The organism is Azospira sp. APE16, from assembly GCF_047901315.1.
GTDB lineage: Bacteria > Pseudomonadota > Gammaproteobacteria > Burkholderiales > Rhodocyclaceae > Azospira > Azospira oryzae.
In genome coordinates this window covers 1,029,278-1,044,780 of the sequence record NZ_CP179682.1, presented here as the reverse complement: position 1 = coordinate 1,044,780, position 15,503 = coordinate 1,029,278, and the positions used below count along the sequence as shown (strand labels likewise).

The following is a 15,503-nucleotide window of genomic DNA, read 5'->3' as shown; positions in this document are numbered from 1 at the left end:
GAGGGGAGCCCGGCGCGACCGCCGTACAGCACCTGCCCGCTGAGGCAGTAACGACGCCACTCTCCGATTACCCATGGCTGAGATGGCCGTCCTGCCTGGGCCCCAGGTCACTCCCCTTTCAGATGCCCCGCGCCGCCGCCAGCCAGCCCAAGCCGGCCTCGGTGCCGGCGGCGGGCTTGTATTCGCAGCCGATCCAGCCGTCGTAGCCCAGTTCCGCCAGGCGGCGGAAGAGATAGGGGTAATGGATTTCGCCGCTGCCCGGCTCGTGGCGCCCCGGGTTGTCGGCGATCTGCAGGTGGCCGATGGACGCCAGATGGCGCTCCAGGAAACGGGCCAGGTCGCCCTCCATGATCTGGGCGTGGTAGAGGTCGTACTGCAGCCGCCCCACGCCCGCCTCCGCCAGCACCTCCAGGCCCTTGGCCGGGCGGTTGAGCCAGAAGCCGGGCATGTCCACCCGGCTGTTGATGGGCTCGGCCAGCAGCTCGATGCCGTGGGGCGCCAGCTTGGCGTGGGCCCAGCGCAGGTTGGCGATGAAGGTGGCGCGCAATTCGGCTTCCACTTCCGCCGCCTCCACCGCCCCGGCCGGGGCCAGACCGGCCAGGCAGTTCAGCCGGCGACAGCCCAGGGTGAGCGCGTACTCCAGCGCCAGCTCAACGCCCTGGCGGAATTCCGCCTCCCGCCCGGGCAGGCAGCCGAGGCCCCGCTCGCCCGCCTCCCAGTCCCCCGCCGGCAGGTTGAACAGCACCTGCTCCAGGCCGTGGGCCCGCAGGCGCTCGGCGATTTCCTCCTTGGCGTGGGCGTAGGGAAACATGTACTCGACGCCCCGGAAGCCGGCGGCGGCGGCCCGGGCGAAGCGATCGAGGAAGGGATGCTCGGCAAAGAGAAAGCTCAGATTGGCGGCAAATTTCAACATAAGGGCGGGAAACGCAAGGGCGGCGAAGGGGAAAGCCTCAGTATAATCGGCCCACCAAGTTATCTATAAGACAGAGGAGACCGCCATGGGCAACCGCCTTTCCAAGATCGTCACCCGCACCGGCGACCAGGGTGAAACCGGCCTCGGCGACGGTTCCCGCACCGGCAAGGACAGCCTGCGCATCGACGCCATCGGCGAGGTGGACGAGCTCAACTCCTCCCTCGGCCTGCTGCTGGCCGAGAGCTTCCCCGAGGCCATCGACGCCGCCGCGCGGGAAGCCCTGATCCAGGTCCAGCACGACCTCTTCGACCTGGGGGGCGAGCTGTGCATCCCCGGCATGGAAATGGTCAAGGAAGAACAGGTGCTGCGCCTGGAGCAGTGGGTGGCCGACTTCAACGAGCCCCTGGCGCCCCTCAAGGAATTCATCCTCCCCGGCGGCACCCGGGCCGCCGCCCACGCCCACCTGGCCCGCACCATCTGCCGCCGCGCCGAGCGCGCCGTGGTGCGCCTGGCCCACGCCGAGAGCGTGGCCGACGGCCCGCGCCAGTACCTCAACCGCCTCTCCGACCTGCTCTTCGTCCTCGGCCGGGCCCTCAATCACGCCGCCGGCTGCGGCGACGTGCTGTGGAAGCACGAGCGCAAGGCCAAGCCGAAGAAGGCTTGAACGGCAGGACGCTGCAAAGGGAAAAGGCACCGACAGGTGCCTTTATTCATGGCCTGGCGCCAGGGTGCTGGGCGTATCGGGCTCACGCCCCCGGCAGGCGGGCGATGACCTTGATCTCGAACTGGAAACCATAGAGCCAGGTCACCCCCACCCCGGTCAGGGCGGGATAGGGAGCCTCGCCCCAGTAATCCGGCAACACCCGCCAGAAGGTCTCCAGCACGGCCTCGGGATCGACCAGGAACACGGTCACCTCCACCACGTCGGCAAAGGTGCAGCCGGCGGCCTCCAGCACCCCGTTCAGGTTGCCGAAGGCGCGGCGGATCTGGGGCTCCAGCTCCGGCTCCGGCGAACCGTCGTCGCGGCTGCCGACCTGGCCGGAGACGAAGAGGAAGCCGTTCGAGCGCACGGCGGGGGAGTAGCGGTTGCGTTCATACAGGGCTTGGCGCCCCGGCGGAAATACCGCATCGCGGGGTGATGTCATGGCAAGGGCTCTCTTTCTTGGCCGGCGGCGATAGCCGGACATGGTGGTAAGGGGAGCGCCCCCCGGAGGCGGGGCACGCTGCAGCGGAGCGCCCACTGTAGCGCCGGGGCCGGGGCCGATAAATGGCGGCGGCCGGGCAACAGTGTTTGTAGAATGCAAACAATCATCACCGGAAAATCAAAACAAACATGGACCGCTTCGATGCCATGCGCGCCTTCACCTGCGTCGTCGACACCGGCAGCTTCACCAAGGCGGCGGAGACCCTGCACATCAGCCGGGCCACGGCGACCCAGCTGGTGCAGCAGCTGGAGAAGCGGCTGCAGGTCCGGCTGCTGGACAGGACCACGCGCAAGGTGGGGGTGACCGGCGCCGGCAGCGCCTTTTACGAGCGGGCGGTGCGCCTGCTGGCCGATCTGGACGATGCGGAAAACAGCGTCACCGCGAGCCAGGAGACCCTGGGCGGCCGCCTGCGCATCGACGTGCCCAGCCCCCTGGCGCGCCTGGTGCTGCTGCCGGCCCTGCCCGCTTTTTTCGCACGCCATCCCGACATCCAGATCGACATGCGGGTCAGCGACCGTACTTCGGACCTGCTGGACGAAAACATCGACGGCGTCATCCGGGGCGGCCCCATGGCGGACCCGACCCTGATTGCCAGACGCCTGGGCGACCTGCGCCTGCAGACCTATGCGGCACCCGACTATCTGCAACGCCTGGGTTCGCCGCAGCACCCCCGGGAACTGGAAGGGCCCGGGCATCGCATCGTCGGCTATCTGTGGGCCCACCGGAACCAGCAGGCGCCCTATCTGATGCGACGGCAGCAGGAGGCCCTCGGTATCCGCGGCCACTACGCCCTGGCCGTGGACGACGGCAATGCCTACCTGGCGGCGGCCCTGGCCGGGCTGGGGATCGTCTGGCTGCCCGACTACATGGCCCGGCCCCACGTGGCCGAGGGCTCCCTGATCCGGTTATTCCCGGACTGGCAACTGGACCCCATGCCCCTGCATGCCGCCTTCCCCCCTAGCCGGCGCAACAATGCCCGGCTGCGGGCCTTCATCGACTGGGCAGCCAAACTGATCGCCGGCATTTCCTGACGCCGGGCCGGGAGCCGACCCGCGCCACGGCCTGCCGGCGCCCTCGCCGCGATTGGCGGCCCACCAGACGGCACTTTCCACAGCAGCCGCCGCAGCGCCGGCAAATCGCCGGTGCCGACCGCCCCAAGCGGGCCGGCCTACAGCAGCGCCGCCGTATCCACCACCGCCACCCGGGTGGTCAGGGCGCTGAGGGCGATGCGGTGGATCATCTCGCTGACCGTGGTGCAGCAGTCCTTCAGCACCGAGACCGGGTACTTCTCCGCCGCCTTGGAGAGGGCGGTATGGGTGACGCAGTTGTGGGTCATCATGCCGCACAGCCACAGCTCGGTGATGCCCTGCTGCGCCAGCACGGCTTCCAGATCGGTCTGGTGGAAGCTGTCGGCGAAGCGCTTCAGCACCACCGGCGCCTCCGGCGCGGCGGCCAGGAGACGGGGGTGGATGTCCACGCCCGGCGTCCCCTGGTTGAAGAAAGGTGCCGGCCCCTTGGCCGGGTCGGCCACGTGCTGCACCAGGATCACCGGCACGCCCCGGGCCCGGGCCGCGGCCACCGCCGCCAGGGTGCGCTCCAGCACTGCCTCCGGCTGCCACAGGGGGAAGGCGCCGCCGGGGAAATAGTCGTTCTGCAGGTCGATGACGACCAGGGCGGGTTTGCTGTTGCTCATGGGAATCTCCTTGAGTGGGGTGCGATGGGCCGATTATTGGCCAGCCCCGGCACCACCGGCAGTGGCCCGAATGACAATTTCCGTTAATATCGGGCCACACCATATCCCGGGAACTGCCATGAACCGGCTCCCCGTTGCCGTGCTGGCCTACCAGCGCATCAGCCCCTTCCACCTCTCCGTGCCCTGCGTCGTCTTCGGCGAGCGCCACCTGGGCGCCCCGGCCTTCGAACTGCGGGTGTGCGCCTGGGAGGACGGCCCCCTCGCCACCAGCGCCGGCTTCAGCCTCAACGTGGAACAGGGCCTGGAGGCCCTGGCCACGGCCCGGGTGGTGATCGTGCCGAGCTGGCGCGACCCGGCGGAACGACCACCCCAGGCAGTGCTCGACGCCCTGGTGGCCGCCCACCGGCGCGGCGCCCAGGTGGTGGGCCTGTGCCTGGGGGCCTACGTGCTGGCCGAGGCAGGCCTGCTGGACGGCCGCCGCGCCACCACCCACTGGGAGTTCGCCGCGGACTTCGCCCGCCGCTACCCGGCCGTGACCCTGGACCCGGGGGTGCTCTACGTGGACGAAGGCAACCTCCTCACCTCCGCCGGCACGGCGGCGGGCATCGACGCCTGCCTGCACCTGCTGCGCCAGCGCTGCGGCGCCACTGCCGCCAACCGGGTGGCCCGCCGCCTGGTGACGCCGCCCCACCGCCAGGGCGGCCAGGCCCAGTACATCCCCCAGCCCCTGCCCGCCAGCGCCGGCGATTCCCGCCTGGCAGCATTGCTGGACCGGGTGCGGGCCAGCCTGGAACAACCCCACGACCTCAACAGCCTGGCGGCCCAGGCCCTGATGAGCCGGCGCACCTTCACCCGCCACTTCCGCCAGCTCACCGGCGCCACGGTCGGCCAGTGGCTGCTGGGGGAACGGCTGGGCCTGGCCCAGCGCCTGCTGGAGAGCACGGACCACGGCATCGAGCACATCGCCCAGCTGGCCGGCTTCGGCTCCCCGGAAGCCCTGCGTCTGCACTTCCGCCGCAGCCTGGGGGTTTCCCCCAGCCAGTGGCGGCAATCCTTCGGTGCCCGGGACGGGGCCTGAGGGCGCCGCCATGCCTGCAACACCGCCCGCTACTCAGTCCACCACGGCACCCATGCCCGGAATTCCTTGCCCCGCCTGCATCTCCGGCATGGCATGGCGGAAATCCGCGTCCTTCCTGCCCCGCCGGGCAGGCAGGGCGGCAAGCCCCATCCCTGCGCCTTAAGACCGCCTTAAGATTCGCCGGTTAAGGTGGCGCACAAACTGACTCAGAGTGCCGCCATGAACCGTCGCCATCCTTCCCCCCGCTTCAGCCTCGCCACCGTCACCCTGCTCTGCGCCCTGGCCTTCCCGGCCCAGGCCGCCAATCCGGCCGACTTCATTGCCCTGGCCCCCGCCCAGGCCAAGGCCCTGGGGGTGGAAACCCGGCCCCTGGCCGCCGCCGACACGGGCAGCGCCGCCGGCCTGCCGGCCAAGGTGGTGGTGCCGGTGGAGCAGATGCGGGTGGTGGCGGCGCCCCTGGCCGGCCTGCTGACCCAGGTGGGCGCCGTGGCCGGGCAGACGGTGAAGAAAGGCCAGATGCTGGCCCGCCTGGCCAGCCCGGGCCTCTTGCAGGTGCAGCGGGACTACCTGCAGGCCAAACAGCAGGCCGACCTGGCCCAGCGCAGCCTGGCCCGGGACGAACAGCTGTTCAAGGAAGGCATCATCGCCGAAGCCCGGCTCCAGGCCAGCCGCGCCAGCCAGGCCCAGGCGGCGGTGGCGGCGCGGGAACTGCAGGCCGAACTGCGCATTGCCGGCGCCACCGCCGGCGGCGGCAGCCTGACCCCGGAAGTGGCGGTCAGCGCGCCCCTGGACGGCGTGGTGCTGGAAGCCAGCGCCGCCGTGGGCAGCCGGGTGGAGGCGGCCACCGCCCTGTTCACCGTGGCCCAACTGAATCCCCTGTGGCTGGAAATCCAGGCCCCCGCCGCCCTGGCCGGCAACCTGAAGGAAGGGGCGGCGGTGCGCATCGCCGGCAGCGAGGCCAGCGGCAAGCTCATCAACGTGGGCCGCCAGATCAGCCCCGGCAGCCAGACCGTGACCCTGCGGGCAAGGATGGACGCGGGTCTCGACTCACTGCACCCGGGCCAGATGGTGGAAGCCACGGTGGCCGCGGCGCCCCAGGCCGGCGCCACTGCCGGCAAGAGCGCCACCTACCGCATCCCCCAGGCCGCCGTGGTGCGCCAGGCCGGCCAGGCCTGGGTCTTCGTGCAGACGGCCGGCGCCAGACCCGGCTTCCAGGCCACCCCGGTGAGCGTGGCCGGTAACGCCGGCGCCGATGTGCTGGTGAGCGGCAGCGCCCTGGCGGCCAACGCGGCGGTGGCGGTGAAGGGCGTCAGCGCCCTCAAGTCCGCCTGGAGCACTGCCGCGGGCGATGCCGGGAGCGCCCAATAATGCTCTCCCGCCTGGTCGAATTCTCCCTGGCCCAGCGCCTCCTGATGCTGGTGCTGACGGCCCTGCTGGTGGGCGCCGGCATCATGGCCTTCCACAACCTGCCCATCGACGCCTTCCCCGACGTTTCCACCACCCAGGTGAAAATCATCATGAAGGCGCCGGGCATGACCCCGGAAGAGGTGGAGGCCCGCATCGTGGTGCCCATCGAGCAGGAAATGCTGGGCATCCCCAAGCAGCGCATCCTGCGCACCACCTCCAAATACGCCATCGCCGACGTCACCATCGACTTCGAGGACGGCACCGACATCTACTGGGCCCGCCAGCAGGTGGCCGAGCGCCTCGGCGGCGTCGAGCTGCCCCCCGGCGCCAGCGGCGGCCTGGCCCCCATCACCACGCCCCTCTCGGAAATGTTCATGTTCACCGTGGAAGGCCCCCTCTCCCTGGAGGAGAAGCGGACCATCCTGGACTGGACCATCCGCCCCCAGCTGCGCACCCTGCGCGGCGTCGCCGACGTGAACAGCCTGGGCGGCCACGCCAAGGCCTTCGAGGTGGTGCCCGACGCGGCGGCCCTCAACGCCCGCGGCGTCAGCCTCAACGAACTGCGCCAGGCGGTGGAAGGCAACAACCGCAACGACGGCGCCGGCCGCCTCACCGAGGGCGAGGAAACCCTGCTGGTGCGGGTCGAAGGGGCCGTGCACAGCCTGGACGACCTGCGCGCCATCGTCATCGCCCAGCGCGGCGGCAATCCGGTGCGAGTGGGCGATGTGGCCGAGGTGCGCTTCGGCGCCCTCACCCGCTACGGCGCGGTGACCAAGGACGGCCAGGGCGAGGCGGTGGAAGGCCTGGTGCTGGGCCTGCGCGGCGCCAACGCCCAGCAGGTGGTGGACCAGGTGAAGGCCAAGCTGGCCGAGATCCAGGCCACCCTGCCCGAAGGCGTCAGCATCGTGCCCTTCTATGACCGGGGCCATCTGGTGGAGCGGGCCGTGGGCACTGTCTCCAAGGCCCTGGGCGAGGCCATCGTGCTGGTGGTGATCCTGCTCCTGGCCTTCCTCGGCAACCTGCGGGCGGCCTTGGTGGTGTCGGTGATCCTGCCCCTCTCGGCCCTGCTCACCTTCATCCTCATGCAGTACTTCGGCCTCTCCGCCAACCTGATGAGCCTGGGCGGCCTGGCCATCGCCATCGGCATGCTGGTGGATGCGGCGGTGGTGATCGTGGAAAACGTGGAGAGCCACCTCTCCAGCCCCCATACCTCCGCCCGCCTGCCCCTGCTGCACGTCATCTACCGCTCGGTGCGGGAGGTGACGGTGCCGGTGGCCTCCGGCATCGCCATCATCGTCATCGTCTTCGTGCCCCTGCTGACCCTGGAGGGGCTGGAAGGCAAGCTCTTCATCCCGGTGGCCCTGACCATCGTCTTCGCCCTGGTCTCCTCCCTGCTGCTGGCCCTCACCGTCATCCCGGCCCTGGCCTCCATGCTCATGCAGCGGGGCGGCCACCACGAGGCCTGGCTGGTGAAGAAACTCAACGCCGCCTACGCCCCGGCCCTGGACTGGGCCCTGGCCCACACCCGGCAGGTGGTGGTCGCCGCCCTGGCCCTGCTGGTGCTGGCCATCGGCGCCTACACCCTGCTGGGCAAGACCTTCCTGCCCACCATGGACGAGGGCGACCTCATCATCCAGCTGGAAAAGCTGCCCTCCATCAGCCTGGAGGAAACGGTGGAAACGGATCAGCGGGTGCAGCGGGCCATCCTGGAGCGGGTGCCGGAGGTGAAGAACATCATCGCCCGGGTCGGCTCCGACGAACTGGGCCTGGACCCCATGGGCCTCAACCAGACCGACACCTTCCTCGTGCTCAAGCCCATCAACGAATGGCGCCAGCCGGACAAGGACTGGCTCACCGACCAGCTGCGCCAGGTGATGGAAGACTTCCCCGGCATCGCCTACACCTTCACCCAGCCCATCGACATGCGCATCTCGGAAATGCTCACCGGCGTCCGGGGCGACATCGCCGTGAAGGTCTTCGGCACCGATCTGGACCAGCTCAACCACGCCGCCGACGGCATTGTCACCCTGCTCAAGGGCATCAAGGGCGCGGAGGACGTGTTCACCCTGAAGAACGAAGGGGTGCAGTACCTCAAGGTGGATATCGACCGCCTCGCCGCCGGCCGCCTGGGCCTGCCCATTGAAGACGTGCAGAACGCCCTCAAGACCCTGGTGGAAGGCCTGCCCGCCGGCCTGGTGGTGGAGCCGGGGCGGCGCACCCCGGTGCTGCTGCGGGGCGGCCCCGACTACAAGACCAGCGTCGAGCGCTTCGCCGACCTGCGCCTGTCCCTGCCCGGCGAAGGCGCCAATGTCCGCACCGTGCCCCTGTCCCAGGTGGCCAAGATCGAGCGGGTGGAAGGCCCGGTCAAGGTGGACCGGGAAAACGCCCAGCGCTACGTGGTGATCCAGTCCAACGTGCGGGACCGGGACCTGGTGGGCTTCGTCGAGGAAGCCCAGGCCAAGGTGGCCCAGCAGCTGAAGCTGCCCCAGGGCTACCGCATCGTCTGGGGCGGCCAGTTCGAGAACCAGCAGCGGGCCGCCCAGCGCCTGATGCTGGTGGTGCCCGTGGCATTGGGCCTGATCTTCATGCTGCTCTTTTCCACCTTCGGTTCCCTGCGCCAGGCCGGCCTGGTCCTGGCCATGATCCCCTTCGCACTAGTGGGCGGCGTCTTCGCCCTGCTGCTTTCGGGCCAGTACCTGTCGGTGCCCGCCTCGGTCGGCTTCATCGCCCTGCTCGGCATTGCCGTGCTCAACGGCGTGGTGATGCTCACCTACTTCAACCAGCTGCGCACCCAGGGCCTGCCCCTGGAGCAGGTGGTGCGGGAAGGGGCCAGGCGGCGCCTGCGCCCGGTGCTGATGACGGCCTCCATCGCCGCCTTCGGCCTGGTGCCCCTGCTCTTCGCCAGCGGCCCCGGTTCCGAGATCCAGAAGCCCCTGGCCATCGTCGTCATCGGCGGCCTGCTCAGCTCCACCCTGCTGACCCTGCTGCTGCTGCCCATCCTCTACCGCCGCTTCGGCTTCGACAACACTCCGGGAGAACGGCCATGAGCGCAAACAATCGCCCCGTGGATACCTGCCTGACCCTGGTGATCCACCCCAATCTGGAAGATGCGGTGGTGGACTTCCTCCTCGACCGGGCCGAGACCGTGGGCCATTTCACCTCCCGCCCGGTGGATGCCCACGGCGGCGACATCGCCTACGAAACCGCCGCCGAACGGGTGCGCGGCCGGGCCCGCCGCTTCCGCATCCAGGCCCTCATGGCCGGCACCCACGTGCACGACCTGCTGCGGGACCTGCGCCAGCAATTCACCGGCGCCGACATCTACTACTGGACCGCTCCGGTCCAGCAATCCGGGAGGCTGTAATGGGCCCCATGCTGAAACTGATGCCCCTGGCCGCCCTGCTCTGCAGCGCAGCCCTCCAGGCCGCCGAACCGCCGCCCCTGGCCTACCCCACCGACCTGCCGCCGCGGGAAGCGGCGGTCAACGCCATCCGCCTGGCGCCCCAGGCCAAGGCCGCCGAAGCCATGCTGGAAGCCGAGGGCGAAAACCGCAAGCGCCTGGAAGCCGGCCCCTATGAATGGACCGCCCGGGTCGGCAGCCAGCGGCGCAACGTCAACGGCGTCAATGGTGCCGCCAACGAACGCTACCGGGAATGGAGCGGCGGCATCGAGCGGGGCATCCGCCTGCCCAGCAAGGCCGCCCTCGACGAGCAGCTCGGCGCCAACGGCGAAGCCATGGCCAAGGTGGCCCTGGGCGACACCCTGCACGAAACCTCCCGCAGCCTGCTACGCTACTGGTTCATCTGGCTGCGGGAAAACGAAGGCGCCGCCCAGTGGCAGCGCCAGAGCGAATCCCTGGCCCGCCAGCGCCAGGTCACCGCCCGCCGCGTGCAGCTGGGGGATGCGCCGCGCCTGGAACTGATGCAGGCCGAAGCCGCCGCCGCCCAGGCCCAGGCCGCCCTGGAACAGGCCCGCCTGCGCCGCCAGGTGGCCGAGGCCGACCTGGCGGCCCGCTTCCCCGGCCTGCCCCAGCCCAGGCAGGTGTCCCCCAGCGAACCCCTGCCCCTGGAAGAGGCCGAGTGGCGCGAGCACCTGCTGGAACACAACCACGAGCTGATGCTGGCCCGGGCCGAGAGCGAACAGGCCCGGCTGGTGGCCAACCGGGCCGACGCCGAGCGGATGCCCGACCCCACCCTGGGAGTACACGTGGGATCCGACAAGGGCGGCGAGGAACGCATCGCCGGGGTCAGCATCTCCATCCCCTTCTCCGGCAGCCTGCGCAGCGCCACCGCCCGCCGCGACGCCGCCTACGCCAGCGCCGCCGCCAGCCGGGAAGCCGCCACCCTGGCCCGCATCAACGCCGAAGTGGCCGCCCTCCTGGCCAACGCCCGGGCTGCCTACGAATCCTGGCGCCGGGCCGAGGATGCCGCCCAGCGCATCGAGCAGGCCGCCGCCCTCATGGCCCGGGCCTACCAGCTGGGCGAAGCCGGCATCACCGAACTGCTCACCGCCCAGCGCCAGGCCAACGAAGCCCGCCTCGCCGCCAACCAGAGCCGCCTCGACGCCCTGGAAAGCCGCTACCGGGTGTACCTGGACGGCCACGGCCTGTGGCCGGTGGACGGGGAGCACACGGAGAAATAAGGCCGTCACGAAGCACCGCCCTGGAAGGCAGAAGGGACGGGCCTCCCCACCGTGCAACGGTGAGAAAGCCCGTCCCTTCTTGTTGGTGGCGATGGTGCCGCTGCCAGGCAGCGGACCGCTACGGCTAGGCGGTGGCGAAGAAGGCTGGATCGAAGGCGACGCTGGCAGCCGGCAGCGGGCCCTGGAAGGCCAGGGCCTGGAAGTACTGGGGCGGCACCTCCGGCAGCAGCAGCGGCGCCGCCTGGACGAAGCCGAAGCGGCCGTAGAAGGCCGGCTCCCCCACCAGCACGCAGCCGGCGGCGCCGCGCCGGCGCAGTTCCTCCAGGCCGTGCCGCATCAGCCGGCTGCCGATGCCGCAGCCCTGATGCTCTGGCAGCACCGAGACCGGGCCGACCCCGAACCAGCCGGGAGCGGCCGGGCTCAGGGTCACCGGCGAAAAGGCCACGTGGCCGAGAAGGCGCCCGCCCTCCTCCGCCACCAGGGAAAGGCTGAGCCTGCCGCTATCTCGCAGGGCGCCGACGATGAACTGCTCGGTGCCCGCGCTGTGGGCCGTCGTGGCAAAGGCCAGGCGGGTCAGGTCGAAAATGGCGGCGCTGTCGGCCGGCTGTTCGGGACGAATGGTGATGGTCATGTGATGAATTCCTTTTTGCAACGCAGGCGCCGTGCCGCCCGGCCGCCAGTAGGGGCCCGGGCCGAGCGGTGGCGCGGGATGATTTACTGGTTGTCGAGCTGGCCGCGCACGGCCCCCAGGCCGGCCCGGTTGATCCGGTAAGGCCGGCCGTCCAGGGAGGCGATGAGGCGCTTGGCCTTCAGCTTCTTGAACACCTGCAAGGTGCAGTCGCTGAGGACGAAACCTTCGCGGGTATAGCAATCGACGTGGGTAATGCGGCCGGAAGCATCGCGGTGATGTTCGATATGGCCGCCTTTGGCGAGGACGTGCAACGTCCGCTGCTCGGGCTTGGAAAGATTCATGTTGGATTGTTCCGCAATCAAATGCACACACGACGGCAGCCTCCGAGAGGCGCCATCGACGCTATGGGCATATCGATAACTCGCGGCCGGCGGGGCCAGACGGAGTTATCGGATTGCGGCAATCTCCAACATACAGACCTAACTCAAATGGAATGGGCTTGCCCGTTTGCCGGGCAGGCGCGAATGATAGCGCTCCCCTCGGGGCGGGGCAATCGGGGCGGTGCTGGGCAGGGCGCCGCCGGACGCCTGGCACCCGGCCTGCAAGGCAGGAGGGACGGGCCTCCCAGCCATGGCATGGCGGAGAGTGGCGTCGTTATTGGATCGTGGCGCTGTTGTTTCTAGGACTGCGGGCGCGTGGTTGCCGGTCTGAGTCTTCGGGCGTAGTGAGTTTAGTGACCGCTGTGTTCCGCGCCTGACGCGCGGGTTACTTTCTTTTGCTTCGCCAAAAGAAGAGTAACCAAAGAAAAGGCGAGCCCGGTTTGGCGCCCCTGCGGGGTCCCCTGCGCTACTCGCCTCCGGCGGGGGCTGCGCAACTCGGCCCTGCGGGCCTCAAACAGTGCGCGCCCTTTTCCCGCCAAAAGCCCAGTTGCTCGGCGCCGCACAGGGAGGGATAGGCGCTCTCAGAATTTTGCTATTGACCCAGCCACTCAGAGGCCAAGGTTGAAGGCAAAAAGCGTAGTTTTTTGATGGTCACCAGGAGAGGGATGTCAGGAAGCGAATGCAAAGGGAGCTTATGGCTCGACTTGTTTGAAACGCATGCAGAGCATCATAAAAACCCCCAAGATCAGCCCCGTGGCCAATGAGCTTTTCAAGAAAGCCAAGACAGGGATAAATACCCCAAGCAGCTTAATCGGTAAGCCGATGACAAATGCCAAAGTAAAGAATTTTCCATAGGCAAAATCCTGACGCATTGGAGAAGTGCAATGGGGGCAGGTTTTGATCTTTCCCCACGAGTGGATAGCTTTTGAGAAAAAGGGAATTCTCTGCTGGCAGTTTGGGCAGTCCATTGAATAGCTTTCTAACGCAAAAGTAGCGGGCGCGTCACGGTCTTACGGGCAGCGCCCCGGGGACCACAGCACGAGGTTAAGGGCTGGATTAGATTGCATTGGGAAACCGCCACCTGACCAGCACGACACTGAAAAAGGCTGATAAGAGCGCTGCAATATAGGCTGGGAACATCGCTTCGAATTGAGCAAGCAGGAAGCCGAAGGAAATCGCGCCAAATAAAAATGCCAAATTGGCGGTTTCGTTTTTATACCTTGGGGCCAATGCGACCGGGAGAAGAATGGCAACAGACGAGCCGACGAAACACCCGACTGAGACTGCCGCGTGGTTGAAAACGGAACACCACCAAGGCACAAGTGTGGTTTGTATATCCTCTCGGGATAAGCACATGGAATCCACACTCATCACTAACAGTCCAGACAATACAAATGCGACAAGCAGACCAAATGCAAATCCAGGCAGGACGAATAGCCAACGCAACGTACTCATGTTTACAACCGAACGAGGAGAGGACCGGAACTGCGCGGATGGATCACACAGCATCCAGCTACCGAATTGAGCGAGGTCGACCAACCGATTAGACACTGCGGCATCGATGAGCCGCTGGCAACGCCTACTCGGCGCAGAGAGAATGCGTCATCAAAAAGCTGCCCCACATGAGATCGCACCAAGGCCGACGGGCCCCATGATCAGATACTGCTGTCCTTCAGGGTTTACACCATTGCATCTCGCAAGGTATTCCATCGTTGTTTCCATCCATCTTCACACCAGGACAATTCCTAAGAAAGTAGGTCGCCTCGGCGCAGGACGTCATCTGCGAGCAGTAAGTGCGGCCGTCGCATTTGTACTGGCCTGCAACGGAAGAGTTGCGCGGGGATGGTGACGGAGGGTTTGATTGTGTGGCGCTTGGATACCCCTTCGGCGCCACTTCCACAGCATGACGGTATTTGTCTTGAGCGTAACCTTGGGTGGTTACAGCTACAAACAACATGACGACGATGAGACGCAACATTGCTCCTCCTATTTGAACGGGCTAGCGAATAAGGTAACCGGATGCTGCGCAGGGTGAGAACTGACGCTCTCTGGATTCTGCTATCGACACCAGGCAGCAACTACCAACTCTGGAAAGCGGATACTCAACGCGGAGTTGAATGGCTTGCGCAGCCACAATCTTCTCCAGGTGTTATGGACTTGTTTGCCTCGTTCAGCCAATCAATGCTCCCATCGCTGCGGGCGATAAAGCCGTCAAAACTTGTGGCGATAAACACTGAACACTTGGCCACCATTGCAAATTCCTCAGGGACACAAACGCTTAGGTTAACGGGCGGCACTGCGCAGCATTGACATCCCTGTTGAACGACCAGTTCGGCTAAGGCGTGTACTCGTTACGCTCGACTACAGTGTTAGGGTGAAGCCGCTCAAACACCACCACGACCATGGCGTTCAGATAGAGCCCTGCAAACGCAAGCGCCAAGTTGGCAACGAAGAAAACTGGTTGCGGCAGGAGGTCGACTAGCAGCGAGGGAACGGCAGTAGCAGTGCAAAAAACCAAGATGGCCAAGCAGATTGGGAGAACATTGCCCTTGGTATATTCAGAACTGGAGGCGACAGCGCTAATGGGTCCCTGACGGTAGGCAAGCGCAAGTGCCGGAGCCAGAAAGGTGGCGGACAGGATTACGAGACCCGGAAGGACAAGTAAGAGCATACCCAGACCAACAGCTACAGAAACGTACGCTCCGGCGAGAAGAAACAACAGGAAAGATGCGGGGGTAACGGTAGCGGAGGTACCGGAAAACTCAGTGCGGAAGAACAGAGAAAGGGCCCGCGCACTTGCGAGTAAACCAGCCAACCCGGAGGCGGCGGTAGCAAAAAATGAGGTTGGCTCTGAACTTGAGTCGGCGAAAAGATTGATGACCTCGCCCAGCGCGAGGAGCGGAAGCGTTGTCTTAGCCAGCGAGGGCAAGGCTCTCTTGTACAGAGAAAGCGCCGAAGCAAGTATCTGTTTTGTAGTGAGAGAGGACAAGAGTCAGCACCCTAACGGCGGACTTCAGCGGACTGCCGAGCTGAAGAGATTGAGGAAACCAAGGCGGCTGTTCGGCAGGTCCGCTGGAACGGAATGTTAGGGACAATCATCCGTTGTGCACTTAAGATAAAGTTGAATATCTTGGATACGCCTCTTTGTATAAAACTCCATGCAGCCAAATTGATGGAATGGCCATATAGAACCTGACTCTTTTTCAGGGCCGGCCTCATAAAGGCACGCTTTATCTCTAAATGCGATCCATGTGCGCTGTGCGTCACGAAGACGTTTCTTGCTGGCCTCTGATTTTGTCGCTGTAAGTTTCTCTTTGTACAACTCGTTCATTTGGCCATCGACTTCGGCGAATTTAAAGCTGGCGCATTGGTTAATTTCGAGCATTGGCAAGCCGTTGTCGCAATCTCGATTGATATGATCGTCGTCGGCTCGAACCGCTGCAGCCGTGAGCGCTAAGAGAATGGCAATGGTTATGGCATAGCATCTGCGCATGGCTTGGCCCTAACGTGAAGGTAACCGGCCTCGCGCGGCTTTTCGCGCGAGGTCCGTGTTGA

General features: G+C 66.6%; 16 protein-coding genes. 7 read left to right on the top strand and 9 right to left on the bottom strand.

All coding sequences use genetic code 11. The annotated features are described in order from the left end of the window. Positions 1 to 118: 118 nt before the first annotated feature. Positions 119 to 913 (bottom strand): 2-oxo-tetronate isomerase, encoded by a 795-nt coding sequence (gene otnI / locus ACLSSQ_RS05180; RefSeq protein WP_416243973.1) that lies wholly within the window; start codon positions 911 to 913, stop codon positions 119 to 121. A gap of 85 nt (positions 914 to 998) precedes the next feature. Here otnI and ACLSSQ_RS05175 point away from each other — a divergent pair, with 85 nt between their 5' ends. Beyond that, a complete protein-coding gene (locus ACLSSQ_RS05175; RefSeq protein WP_416243972.1) occupies positions 999 to 1,577 on the top strand; it encodes a cob(I)yrinic acid a,c-diamide adenosyltransferase in 579 nt (192 codons plus the stop codon). A gap of 82 nt (positions 1,578 to 1,659) precedes the next feature. Here the strand turns inward: ACLSSQ_RS05175 and ACLSSQ_RS05170 are convergent, their stop codons facing one another. After that, positions 1,660 to 2,058, bottom strand: a complete 399-nt coding sequence (locus ACLSSQ_RS05170; protein ID WP_416243971.1) for a RidA family protein — start codon at positions 2,056 to 2,058, stop codon at positions 1,660 to 1,662. A 188-nt stretch (positions 2,059 to 2,246) separates the two neighbouring features. Here ACLSSQ_RS05170 and ACLSSQ_RS05165 point away from each other — a divergent pair, with 188 nt between their 5' ends. Next, a complete protein-coding gene (locus ACLSSQ_RS05165) occupies positions 2,247 to 3,149 on the top strand; it encodes a LysR substrate-binding domain-containing protein (protein WP_416243970.1) in 903 nt (300 codons plus the stop codon). A 137-nt stretch (positions 3,150 to 3,286) separates the two neighbouring features. Here the strand turns inward: ACLSSQ_RS05165 and ACLSSQ_RS05160 are convergent, their stop codons facing one another. After that, complete coding sequence (locus ACLSSQ_RS05160) at positions 3,287 to 3,811, bottom strand: cysteine hydrolase family protein (protein WP_416243969.1); 525 nt, start codon at positions 3,809 to 3,811, stop codon at positions 3,287 to 3,289. Positions 3,812 to 3,929: 118 nt separating this feature from the next. Between ACLSSQ_RS05160 and ACLSSQ_RS05155 the strand changes: the two genes are divergently transcribed. From ACLSSQ_RS05155 to ACLSSQ_RS05135, 5 genes are all read left to right on the top strand, one after another. After that, positions 3,930 to 4,889, top strand: coding sequence for a helix-turn-helix domain-containing protein (locus tag ACLSSQ_RS05155; protein ID WP_416243968.1), 960 nt, complete (start codon positions 3,930 to 3,932; stop codon positions 4,887 to 4,889). Positions 4,890 to 5,108: 219 nt separating this feature from the next. Beyond that, on the top strand, positions 5,109 to 6,257 hold the full coding sequence (locus ACLSSQ_RS05150) for an efflux RND transporter periplasmic adaptor subunit (RefSeq protein WP_416243967.1): 1,149 nt from the start codon (positions 5,109 to 5,111) through the stop codon (positions 6,255 to 6,257). Further along, positions 6,257 to 9,343 carry an efflux RND transporter permease subunit gene (locus tag ACLSSQ_RS05145; RefSeq protein WP_416243966.1) on the top strand — a complete coding sequence of 1,029 codons (3,087 nt, stop codon included), beginning with the start codon at positions 6,257 to 6,259 and terminating at the stop codon, positions 9,341 to 9,343. Before ACLSSQ_RS05150 ends, ACLSSQ_RS05145 begins: the two co-directional genes overlap by 1 nt. Then, positions 9,340 to 9,660 (top strand): DUF3240 family protein, encoded by a 321-nt coding sequence (locus ACLSSQ_RS05140; protein WP_014238439.1) that lies wholly within the window; start codon positions 9,340 to 9,342, stop codon positions 9,658 to 9,660. Before ACLSSQ_RS05145 ends, ACLSSQ_RS05140 begins: the two co-directional genes overlap by 4 nt. Before the next feature lie 8 nt (positions 9,661 to 9,668). Next, entirely contained in the window at positions 9,669 to 10,937 is a 1,269-nt protein-coding gene (locus tag ACLSSQ_RS05135; protein ID WP_416243965.1) for a TolC family protein, read from the top strand. Positions 10,938 to 11,061: 124 nt separating this feature from the next. Here the strand turns inward: ACLSSQ_RS05135 and ACLSSQ_RS05130 are convergent, their stop codons facing one another. The 6 genes from ACLSSQ_RS05130 to ACLSSQ_RS05105 form a co-directional block, all read right to left on the bottom strand. Further along, positions 11,062 to 11,568: a GNAT family N-acetyltransferase gene (locus ACLSSQ_RS05130; RefSeq protein WP_416243964.1), complete on the bottom strand. Its 507-nt coding sequence runs from the start codon at positions 11,566 to 11,568 to the stop codon at positions 11,062 to 11,064. A gap of 83 nt (positions 11,569 to 11,651) precedes the next feature. Continuing rightward, complete coding sequence (locus ACLSSQ_RS05125; protein ID WP_416243963.1) at positions 11,652 to 11,909, bottom strand: YjhX family toxin; 258 nt, start codon at positions 11,907 to 11,909, stop codon at positions 11,652 to 11,654. A 1,095-nt stretch (positions 11,910 to 13,004) separates the two neighbouring features. Further along, positions 13,005 to 13,403: a hypothetical protein gene (locus tag ACLSSQ_RS05120; RefSeq protein ID WP_416243962.1), complete on the bottom strand. Its 399-nt coding sequence runs from the start codon at positions 13,401 to 13,403 to the stop codon at positions 13,005 to 13,007. A 217-nt stretch (positions 13,404 to 13,620) separates the two neighbouring features. Then, positions 13,621 to 13,728, bottom strand: coding sequence for an excalibur calcium-binding domain-containing protein (locus tag ACLSSQ_RS05115; RefSeq protein ID WP_416244286.1), 108 nt, complete (start codon positions 13,726 to 13,728; stop codon positions 13,621 to 13,623). A 555-nt stretch (positions 13,729 to 14,283) separates the two neighbouring features. After that, positions 14,284 to 14,937 carry a hypothetical protein gene (locus tag ACLSSQ_RS05110; RefSeq protein WP_416243961.1) on the bottom strand — a complete coding sequence of 218 codons (654 nt, stop codon included), beginning with the start codon at positions 14,935 to 14,937 and terminating at the stop codon, positions 14,284 to 14,286. A gap of 96 nt (positions 14,938 to 15,033) precedes the next feature. Further along, a complete protein-coding gene (locus tag ACLSSQ_RS05105) occupies positions 15,034 to 15,441 on the bottom strand; it encodes a lysozyme inhibitor LprI family protein (protein WP_416243960.1) in 408 nt (135 codons plus the stop codon). Positions 15,442 to 15,503 lie beyond the last annotated feature (62 nt).